The sequence below is a fragment of the Sorangium sp. So ce185 genome (assembly GCF_051526825.1).
In the GTDB taxonomy this organism is placed as follows: domain Bacteria; phylum Myxococcota_A; class Polyangia; order Polyangiales; family Polyangiaceae; genus Sorangium; species Sorangium cellulosum_D.
On the sequence record NZ_CP150316.1, the window covers coordinates 6,690,598 to 6,701,755 of the forward strand.

The 11,158-nt window shown below is 70.8% G+C and carries 4 protein-coding genes; all 4 read left to right on the plus strand.

Translation table 11 applies throughout. The annotated features are described in order from the left end of the window. Positions 1-179: 179 nt before the first annotated feature. The 4 genes from WMF26_RS24525 (at position 180) to WMF26_RS24540 (ending at position 11,013) form a co-directional block, all read left to right on the plus strand. Complete coding sequence (locus WMF26_RS24525) at positions 180-5,243, plus strand: protein kinase domain-containing protein (protein ID WP_438002273.1); 5,064 nt, start codon at positions 180-182, stop codon at positions 5,241-5,243. 853 nt (positions 5,244-6,096) lie between these two features. Then, positions 6,097-8,178, plus strand: a complete 2,082-nt coding sequence (locus WMF26_RS24530; protein ID WP_438002274.1) for a hypothetical protein — start codon at positions 6,097-6,099, stop codon at positions 8,176-8,178. A 349-nt stretch (positions 8,179-8,527) separates the two neighbouring features. After that, positions 8,528-9,727, plus strand: a complete 1,200-nt coding sequence (locus tag WMF26_RS24535; RefSeq protein ID WP_437948534.1) for an MFS transporter — start codon at positions 8,528-8,530, stop codon at positions 9,725-9,727. Between the two features lie 59 nt (positions 9,728-9,786). Next, a complete protein-coding gene (locus WMF26_RS24540) occupies positions 9,787-11,013 on the plus strand; it encodes a flavin-dependent oxidoreductase (protein WP_438002275.1) in 1,227 nt (408 codons plus the stop codon). Positions 11,014-11,158 lie beyond the last annotated feature (145 nt).

Here is an 11,158-nt window from a genome sequence, read left to right on the forward strand (position 1 = left end):
CGCGCCGCGGCGTCGCGGATGCCCGGCCCCCGACATCCCACTCGACAGCTGATGACACGCGCGTCCAGCCGCCCTCACGACACCCGCCCATCGGTGCCACGTTTATCCACCACGTGTTACCTCGGCCGAGCGCGCGGTGACGCTTGATGCAGCGCAGAGAAGCGCTCTACAAATAGCTCATGATAGGTATCCCCGGCTACACGCTCACGGGCCTCATCCACGAATCCGCCGCGTCGACCGTGTACCGGGGATACCGAAACGACGACCGCGCCCCCGTCGCGGTCAAGCGCCTCAGGAACGATCGCCCCGCCCCGGCCGACGTCGCGAGGCTCCGCTACGAATACGCCATCGCCAAGGAGCTCGCCCTGCCCGGCGTCGTGAAGGTCCTCGGCGTCGTGAAGATAGGGGCGAGCCTCGCGCTCATCATGGAAGACGCCGGCGGCTGCACGCTCCATGAGCTCATCGGCGCGCGCTCCCTGACCCTCCACGACGCGCTCCGGATCGCGATCTCCGTGGCGAGCACGCTGGAATCCGTCCATCGCGGCGGCGTCGTCCACATGGACATCAAACCGCAGAACATCATGGTCGACGCGTCCACGTGGAGCGCCAAGATCATGGATTTCGGCAGCGCCACGCGCCTCTCCCAGGAGGCGCAGCGCTCGAAGAGCCCCGCCGCCTTCGAGGGCACCCTGGCGTACATGTCGCCGGAGCAGACCGGGCGGATGAACCGCGTCATCGACCTGCGCACCGATCTCTACTCCCTGGGGGTCACCCTGTACGAGATGGCGACGGGCAGGCTCCCCTTCCCGACGAAGGATCTCCTGGAGCTCGTGCACTGCCACATCGCCAGGCTCCCGCCGCCGCCGGCGCAGATCTCGCCCGACGTGCCGCGCCCGGTGTCCGACATCATCATGAAGCTCCTGGCGAAGAGCCCCGACGATCGGTACCAGAGCGCCTACGGGCTCAGGATGGATCTCGCGGCGTGCCTCGCGCAGCTCGACGCGGGGCCGCGGATCGAGCCGTTCGAGCTGGCGCGCCACGATTACGTGGACGAGCTCCGGATCCCGCAGAAGATCTACGGCCGCGAGGCGGAGCTCGCCGTCCTCGAAGGCGCGTGGCGGCGCATTCAAAAGGGCGCGCGCGAGCTCCTGCTCGTGTCCGGACACGCCGGCATCGGCAAGTCGCTCCTCGTCGGCGAGATCCAGAAATCCGTCGCGCAGGGCAAGGGATACGTCGTCGCCGGCAAGTTCGACCAGATCAACCGGACCGTGCCCTACGCGGCCGTGGCGCACGTCTTCCGGGAGCTCGTCCGCGCCCTCTTGACCGAGCCGGCGGAGGCGCTCGGGCTCTGGACGGAGAAGATCGCGACCGCCGTCGGGCAGAACGCGCCGCTCCTCATCGACCTCATCCCCGAGCTCGAGCTCATCCTCGGCCCTCAGCCGGGCGTCGATCCGCTCGGCCCGACCGAGGCGCAGGCGCGCTTCCACCTCGCCTTCATGAAATTCTGCGGCGCCATCCCCGCCCAGGAGCACCCGCTCGTCGTCTTCCTCGACGACCTGCAATGGGCGGATCCGGCGTCGCTGAAGCTCCTCGAGCAGATCCTGACCGCGCCGGAGATCAAGCACCTGCTCGTGATCGGCGCGTACCGGCAGAACGAGGTCGACGAGAGCCACCTCTTCTCGATCACCCTCTCGGAGCTGCGCAAGGCCGGGGTGAGCGTCGCCGAGATCGACCTCGGGCCGCTCGATCTCCCCGTGGTGACGCGGCTCCTCGCCGACGCCCTCTCCTGCGATCCGGAGCGGGCCGAGCCGCTCGCGCGCCACGTCATGAGCAAGACCCACGGCAACCCGTTCTTCATGAACCAGTTCATGAAGGCGCTCCACGCCGAGGGGCTCGTCGCCTTCGACCCGGCCCGGCGCGCGTGGACGTGGGATCTGCCGCGCATCCAGGAGAGGAAGGTCACGGACAACGTCGTCGACTTCATGGCCGGCAGGCTCCGGGAGCTCGACGAGCGCGCGCAGCGCGCCCTCACGCTCGCCGCGTGCATCGGCTACCGCTTCGACCTGAAGACGCTCGCGACCGTGGCCGGCAAGCCGCGCGGCGCGGTGGCCGACGAGCTCTCGGCGGCGCTCCGCGAGGGCTTGATCCTCGCCGTCGGCGCGGACTCGAGGTTCTTCGACGCGGCCGTGAGCGGCGCGATGGCCGGCGAGGCGGACGAGCCGGAGCTCTCGGTCGACGCCACCTACCGGTTCCTGCACGATCGCGTGCAGCAGGCGGCCTACCGGCTCCTCGACGACGCCCGCAAGCAGGAGGTCCACCTCCAGATCGGCCGGCTCCTGCGCGCGGAGGGCGACCCCGGAGACGCCGAGGGCAAGCTGTTCGAGATCGCGACCCACATGAACCTCGGCATGGCGCGGATCACCGCGCCGGAAGAGCGCGTCGCCCTCGCGCGCCTGAACCTCGAGGCAGGCAGGAAGGCCAAGGCCGGCGCGGCGTACGAGGCGGCCGCGAGCTACTTCGAGGCCGGGACCACGGGGCTCGGGCCGCGGCGCTGGGAGGAGCAGCACGAGCTCGCGTTCGCGCTGGCCCTCGGGCTCGCGGAGTGCCTGTGCCTGACCGGCAGGTTCGACGCCGGCGAGCGGCTGTTCGGCGAGCTCCTCGAGCGCGCGAGGACGCGGCTCGACAGCGCGCAGGTCCTCAACCTGCGCATGTCGTTCCACCTGATGCGCGGCGAGCTCTCCGACGTCGTGGCGCGCGGGCTCGAGGCCCTCGCGCTGCTCGGGGTCGACATCCCCAGGGGCGCCGAGGAGCAAGGCGCGCGGCTCGGCAGGGAGCTCGAGGCGATGCAGGCCCACCTCGCGGGCCGCCCGATCGCCGGCCTCCTGGGGCTGCCCACCGCCGCCGATCCGGAGAAGCAGGCCGTCCTCCGCCTCCTCGCCGACCTGACGCAGCCCGCCTCCGCGCTCGGCCTGCCGGTCCTCGGCCCGCTCACGCTCATCATGCAGATCAACCTCGCGATGGAGCACGGCCACGCGAGCACCTCGGCGTACGCGTACGTGCTCTACGCGGTGCTCCTCATCGACGGCGTCTTCGCGCCGAGGACCACGGAGGACCGGTTCAAGGAAGCGTACGAGTTCGCCAAGGTCGGTATCGAGCTGCACGAGCGGATCCCGAGCCCGCGCATCGCGTGCATGCTGCTCACGACCTACGCGTCCATCCTCCATTTCTTCGAGCCGCTCCGGGACACGATCAAGATCCTCGCCCGCTCCCGGCAGGCCGGCCTGGAGTCCGGAGATCTGGCGTACTCGTCCTATTGCTGCATTCACATGGTCTCGGCGAGCCTGGCGCTCGGCGACGATCTCGGCGCGGTGGCCGAGGAGATCGAGCAAGGCCTCGCGCTGATGCGGCGGACCAACGACAAGCTCACGACGCTCATCCTCACGTGCGCCAAGCAGGTCGCCGCGAACCTGGCGGGGCGCACCGACGGGGCGCACACGCTGAGCGACGGCGCCTTCGACGAGGCCGCGTTCGCGAGCGCCATCTCGGTCCCGGAGCTCACCTACGTGGCCGCCTGGTATCACGTGCAGAAGATCCAGCTGGCGGTTCTCTACGGCGACCACGGGGCCGCGCGCTCGCTGATGGCCGCCGTGGAGAAGATGACCGCCGGCAGCGCCAACAACTTCTGGGCGACCGAGCTCGTCTTCTATTCGTGCCTGAGCCTCGCCGCCGCGTGCGACGGGGCGCCGGCCCCGGAGAGGGAGCGGCTCGTCGCGGCGATCGCGGCGCAGCGGGAGAGGCTCGCCCGCTGGGCCGAGCGCTGCCCCAGCACCTACGGGCACAAGCACCTCCTCGTCTCGGCGGAGCTCGCGCGCGTCTCGGGCGACGACCGCCACGCCGCGGCGCTGCTCTACGACCGGGCGATCGAGGGCGCCGAGGAGGCCGGGTTCACGCGCGACCAGGCGATCGCGAGCGAGCTCGCCGCGAGGTTCTACGGGGGGAGCGGCCTCACGCGGTGCGCCCGCGCCTACATGACCGACGCGCACCACGGCTACATGCAGTGGGGGGCGACCGCCAAGGCGGACCGCCTGGCGGCCGAGGCGCCGCACCTCGTGACGAGGGTCGATCTCACGTCGGCGCCGCCCGGCATGCTGGAGCTCGCCCGGACGACGGTGCAGACCACCTCGACCACGCGGCTCAGCACCAGCGTGCTCGACGTCGAGGCGGTCATCCGGGCCGCCCAGGCCATCGCCGGCGAGGTCGTCCTCGACAGCGTGGTCCACCGGCTGCTCGACATCGCGATCCAGAACGCCGGGGCGAAGAAGGGGGTCCTCGTCCTGGAGCGCGATCAGCAGCTGGTGATCGAGGCGATCATCACGGTGGATCCGAGCACGGCGCGGCTGGGTCACCCGGTCCCGGTCGAGGGCAGCGCCGACGTCCCGTCGTCGATCGTGCAGTACGTCGCGCGGACGCGGCTGCCGGTGGTCCTCGCCGACGCGAGCCAGGAGCCTCGCTTCGCCGCGGACGCCTACGTCGCCGCGAACGACCCGAAATCGATCCTCTGCCTGGCGATGGTGCACCAGGGGCGCACGACCGGCGTGCTCTACCTGGAGAACAGCACGGCCACCAACGTGTTCACGTCGGCCCGGCTGGAGCTCTCGAAGCTCCTCCTGGCGCAGGCGGCGACCGCGGTGGAGAACGCGGTGCTGTACGCGCACCTGCACAAGCGCACGGAGGCGCTGCACCGCGCCGAGGAGCGGCTCCGGGTCGAGTTCTCCGAGCGGGAGCGGAGCGAGCACGCCCGCGCCGAGCTCCAGGAGGAGATCATCCGCGTGCAGAACGCCCGCCTGGCGGAGCTCTCCACGCCCATCATCCCGATCACCGACCGGATCATGGTCATGCCGCTCATCGGGATGATGGACAGCCAGCGGGCGCAGCAGGTCCTGAGCACGGCGCTCCAGGGGGTCGAGTCGACCGGCGCCGAGGTCGTGATCATCGACATCACCGGCGTGAGGACGGTCGACACCGACGTCGCGAGCACGCTGATGAACACCGCCGTCGCCCTCCGGCTGCTCGGGGCGCAGGCGGTGATCACGGGCATCCGCCCCGACGTCGCCCAGACGCTGACCGCCCTGCAGATCGACCTCGGCTCGGTGGTCACGCAGGGGACGCTCCAGAGCGGCATCGCCTACGCCCTGCAGCGGGTGGGGAGCCGCGGCGCGCCCCTCGGCGCGCGCGCGCGGTGAGGCGCGGCGGCGGATGGGCGCGGCGGCGACGTGGCAATCTCTGCCGTCGCGCGATGGCAAGAATTGCCAGAGCGGCAAACTTTGCCAGCGGGCGTCGCTGCGGCGACCTCGGCGTGGGTCGGGTCGAGGTCCGCGAGGATCGCCGTCGCCATGGCTGGCTCGGTTCTGGCACCTGCGGACGCATCTTCCCGCCACGGGCCGCAGGCTGTGGCGCGAACGCGGCTTCTTCGATGCATGAACCAGCGCCCGACCCGACCCAGCTTGGAGCGACCCAGGCGAGGTCGGGGAACCCGGGCGGCCCTCGCGAACAGATGATGAGCTCCAGGTAACCCGATCTCCGCACTGCGCGGCCAGCGCCCCGCCCTGCCCCGGCGAACGCGCGGCGTGCCCGGCCTGGTGAGCCCACGGCCCGGGCCGGCGCGGCGATCCGCGCCGGCGTCATCCATTTTGTGCACCGATCAAAGCATCTCGCGGGAGCGCGCGAGCCAGGAACGGATCAGCTCGCGACAGAATGTAATGCTTGCCCCGAACGCAAACAGCATTCATATTCCCGTCGCGCTCGGTCGTGGCTCACCGCGTGCGCGACGGCGCGCGAGCGGGGCATCGCAGGAGCGTTGACTCCGAGGGTCCCGGAGGCCGCGCTGCGTACGGCGCGGACGACGGCGGCACGCGACCAGCCCAGGGCGAGCGTGCTTATCCCGCTCATCAGGCCGACGTGCGGTGTTCTCCCCCGCTCGCCTGGGCTCCGTCTCTCTTCGTCTTCGAGCGCGCGCCCACCGGGGGCGCGGCCCGTCAGCAATCGTCGTTTCCAGGAGGTCTCATGCTTTTCAAGCGTTCGAGTTCGAGCATTTCGGTGCGCTCGCGGTCTGTCCCCGGCTCCGCCGGGGCATGGTGGAGGGCGCGGCACGCCGCGCTGGCCGCGCTCGCCCTCCTGCCCGCCGCGTGCTCGGACTTCGCGCCGGGGGACGGCGATCTGGACGACCCCAGCGCGCTGCTCGACGCGGCGGAGGTCGACCTCGGCGAGGCCGCCGAGGCGCTCTCGCTGCCGTTTCCGATCGAGCCCCTGAAGTCGCTCACCGTCACCGAGGTCGACATCGTGTCCCAGTTCTCGCTGAAGGATGTCCTGCAGCAGCTGGTCACCCAGTCGGGCGTCCCGGGCCTCACGCCCCTCACGCTGTTCCAGCGGTTCATGGACACGTACCGGGCAGCCCCCGGCCTTTACCCCTCCGTCCCGCATTGCGATACCGTGGCCGCCAACCCGAACGATGTGTTTCCTCCCCCGCAGCCCGGCGACACGCCCTCGCCGGGGTCCATCAACGGATGGCCGGTCCGCTGCCCCCGGACCATCGGACAGGATTCAGGGATCGATCCGTTCTCCACGACGGCCGGCGACAACGCGTACATGGCGACGACGCTGGCGAACCGCTTCGATCTCGCCCCTCCGGACGGCGCCCACTGCGGGGAGTACCGGATCGTGTTCGCGCGGAAGTCGGGCCACCCCGACTCCAGCGATGCCAGGCCCGACCAGACCTTTCGGCGCAGCTTCATCATCTTCGAGGGCCGGCTGCCCAACCCGAGCCCCAGCCTCGGCCGGCAAGGCTGCCGTCCCATCGTCGAGTTCTGGCTGAACCAGTCGAACCCCTCGAAGACCGCGGCGACCCGGGCGACTGAGCTGAAGTCCTTCTACTTCAACGGCCTGCCCGCGTCCGGCGTGGGCCCCGTCATCCACATCGACAACTACGGCCACACGCCGGGCCCGAACAACGGCCAGATCCGGACCAACGAGTTCCTCCTGTTCCAGGAGGCGTTCGACGCCTGGCCGCTCCGGGAGTTCAGGCTCACGCACGGCACCAGCAGCAGCCCCTCGCTCAACGTCATCCCGTCGTTCGTGAAGGACAACCCGGCCGCGAAGCTCTTCGCGCCCGGCATCTCGGGCGACTCGCGGGTCGTAAGCTTCCAGAGCACCGTCTTCCCGAACATGGTCGAGAGGCTCGCCGCGGCCGACGACGTGAACCGCTTCGCGTACCCGTCGGCGCTGCCCGACGCGATGAACGCGGGCGAGAGCCTGATGATCCCCCTCCAGAACAACTACCTGAACGCGATCGGCAGCGGGACGTCGACCCTGAGGACCAACATCGCGAACAAGCTGATCGCCATGGGCAGCAACCTGTCCGGCACGCCCACCAACCCGTCCGTGGATCAGATCATCGGGCGCGCTCAGTCCCTCTCCTGCGCGGGGTGCCATGAGCCCGTGGACGCCACCAACAGCGCGAGCAGCAACCTCGACGTGGGCCTGCCGAGCCCGTTCCCCAAGACGCTGGTCTTCACCCACACCTCCGAGAAGACGGTGGAGGTCGACAAGAACGACCCGAACGGTCCGCGGCGCTTCATCCTCTCCAATGCCGTTCTCAAGACGTTCCTCCCGTACCGCGAGAAGGTGATGGAGCATTTCCTCGTCAACAACACGACCCTCGGGTTCGAGAAGCCGGGCGCGTGGACCTCGACGCAGGCCCTGCTCGCGACCCACACGGGCCGGGTGACGGAGGGCATCGCGTCGCTGGAGGTCCGGACCCCGAGCTCGTTCAACACGATCTTCAGCCCGAACTTCAGCACCTCGGGCCTCACGCCGGTGGGCAACAAGATCAAGCTCTCGCTCTTCGTGTCGAAGGCACAGCCGAACCCGAGCTGGGTGGGCGAGCTGATTGTGATGATCTCGATCCCGTCCGCCGGCATCCACGACCAGTGGGTCGGCAACGTCATGCTCAACGGGCTCACCCGGGGCGAGTTCAACGAGGTCACGTTCCCGCAGCAGCTCCAGGCGGCCACCGTCACGGCGCTCAACGCGGCGCCGAGCGACGTGAAGCTGCAGTTCATCTTCAACGTGACCGCGAACTCCGGCCCCTACTACATGGACAACATCCGGTTCGAGAACTGATCCGCGTCGCCCTCTCGTGAGCAGGACGCCGGCGCGGAGACGCCGGCGTCCTGCCTTGCAACACCACAAAATTCGACCCCCACCCGAATCGCCCGGTCCGCCAGCGTGCGCGTGACGCCTGGCACCGAGGCATAGGCGAGTATGCCTATGCCTGGAGCCACAGGACTTGGGTACGAAGTCGTTGCAGTCACCTGCACCGGGTGATGCGAGGAAGGACGGCGATCGTCGAGCTGCGCCGAGCGCTGGGTCGACGAGAGCAGGATCTCCTGGACCGGAGTCACCGCATCCGTACAGGCTGCGGCCAGCTGCAACAATCCCGGGCAATGAGACGGAAACGGGAGGTCTCCCCATGGGCGCATCGCCCCCTCACGCGCCGCGCGGCGCCGTCACGCTGTCGCTCTGCTTCCTGATCGCCTTGCTGGAGGGGTTCGACATCCAGGCCATCGGCGTGGCCGCCCCCCAGCTGATCCCCGCCCTGGGCCTGACGCCCGGGCAGGCCGGCGTCGTGTTCGGGGCCGGCATGGCCGGGCTGGTCTGCGGCGCGCTCGCCGGCGGCTGGATGGCCGACCGCATGGGCCGCAAACCGCTGCTGATGACGGCCGTCGGCGTCTTCGGCGTGTTCACGCTGGCCACCCTGGTGGCGGGTGGACCGCTGTCGCTGGGCCTCTTCCGGCTCTTCGCCGGGGCCGGCATGGGGGCGGCGATGCCCAGCCTGGTGGCCGTCGCCCTGGAGATGGCCGCGCCCGACCGGCGGACCCGCACCACCACCTTGATGTTCAGCGGCATGCCGGTCGGCGGCGCGCTGGCGGCGCTGTTCGCGGCGGGGCTCATGGGTCGGTTCGGCTGGCACAGCATCTTCCTGGCCGGGGGCGTGCTGCCGCTGCTGCTGCTGCCGGTCATGGCGTGGCTGATGCCCGACAGCCGCGCGGCGGCGGCCGGCGGCGCGCAGCGGCCGGGCAGCGCGCAGGCGCTGTTCGGCGATGGCCGGCTGCTGGTCACGCTGCTGGCCTGGTTCACCTTCGGCATGACGCTGCTGGTGCTGTATCTGCTGCTGAACTGGCTGCCGTCGCTGGTGGCGGCCAAGGGCCTGGGCGGGTCGGGGGGCGCTGGCGCCGCCTTCGGCTTCAACGTCGGCAGCGTCGTCGGCTGCTGGGCCATCGGCGCGCTGGTGGACCGGCTCGGGCCGCGACTTCCCATCATCGCGGCCTATCCCGCCCTGGGCCTGTCGCTGTTCGGGCTGGCGATGTCCGACAGCCTGCTGCCCGTGGTGGCGCTGGCCGGCCTGGCCGGCTTCTTCCTGCTGGGCGCGCAGTATTCGCTCTATGGAGTCATCCCGCTCTATTACCCGGCGCCGGCGCGCGGGCTGGCCACGGGCGCCTCCATCGCCGCCGGCCGGCTGGGTTCCATCGGCGGGCCGCTCGTGGCGGGCCACCTGCTGGGACAGGGCTGGGGCCCCGCCGGCGTGGCCATGGCCATGGTGCCGGTGGTGCTGTCGGCCGGGATGGCGGTGGCGTTGATGACCATCCGCGGCCGCTATGCCGGTGATTGAGGAGAGGGCGGCGGCTTGAACGAGCGGCGGCGCCGAGCCGCATGGCTGGGGAGGATCTCATGCAGGTGATCGTCGTGGGCGCCGGGATCGGCGGCCTGGCCGCGGCTCTTTCGCTCCACGCCTCGGGCCACGAGGTGACGGTGTTCGAGGCCGCGCCCACCCTCCTGCCGCTCGGGGTCGGCATCAACCTCCTGCCCCACGCCGGCGAGGTGCTGGACGAGCTGGGCCTTGTCCAGGCCCTCCTGGCCCAGGGGGTCGCGACCCGGGAGCTTGTCTATTACAACCGCTTCGGCCAGCGCATCTGGGGCGAGCCGCGCGGCCGCTTCGCGGGCCACGCCGCGCCGCAGATCTCCCTGCACCGCGGCGCCCTGCAGGGCGTGCTGTTCGACGCCGCCGTCGAGCGGCTGGGCGCCGACCAGGTGATCTGCGACCGGCGCCTCACGGACCACGCGGAGGACGGAGGCCGCATCGTGGCGCGCTTCCTCGACCGCGAGGGCGTGGCCCGGGAGGTCGCCGCCGATCTCCTGATCTGCGCCGACGGCATCCACTCGGCGGCGCGCGCCCGCCTCTATCCGGACGAGGGGCCGCCGGTCTATGGCGGCCGCATCCTGTGGCGGGCGACCACGCTCGCCGCGCCCTTCCTCACCGGCGCCAGCATGATCATGGCCGGGCATCAGGACCAGAAGTTCGTCGCCTATCCCATCTCCCCGCCGGGGCCGGACGGCCGCCAGAGGATCAACTGGATCGCCGAGCTCGCCGTCGCCGAGAGCCTGCGAAGGGAGGACTGGAATCGGCGCGGCGACCCCGCCGACTTCCTGCCCAGGTTCGAATCCTGGCGCTTCGACTGGCTGGATGTGCCCGGCCTGATCCGGGACGCCGAGGCGATCTACGAGTTCCCGCTGGTCGACCGCGACCCGCTGCCGCGCTGGAGCCATGGGCGCATGACGCTGCTGGGCGACGCCGCCCACCCCATGTATCCGATCGGCTCCAACGGGGCGAGCCAGGCCATCCTGGACGCCCGCGCCCTGGTCCGCGCGCTCGCCGCCCACGCCGATCCGGTGGAGGCGCTGGCCGCCTACGAGGCCGAGCGCCTGCCCGCCACCGCCGCCATCGTCGCGGCCAATCGCGGCAACGGCCCGGAGCAGTGCATGCAGATCGCCCAGGACCGCGCGCCGGACGGCTTCGACCGCATCGAGGACGTCTTCGCCCCCGGCGAGCTGGAGGCGATCGCCGCCCGCTACAAGGTGCTGACCGGCCTGAAGCGCGCCTCGGAGCCCGCCGCGTGAGACGGCGGCAGCGCTCTCCAGGAGGGCCGGATTGGCCTCTTCTTTCCAAAGCCGAGGCGGCTCCGGACGAGGAGAGGCACGCCCCGTCTTGATCCCGCTCTCCTCCGGCTGACCGGCGAGATCGCCGGACGCCGACTCCCCGCGT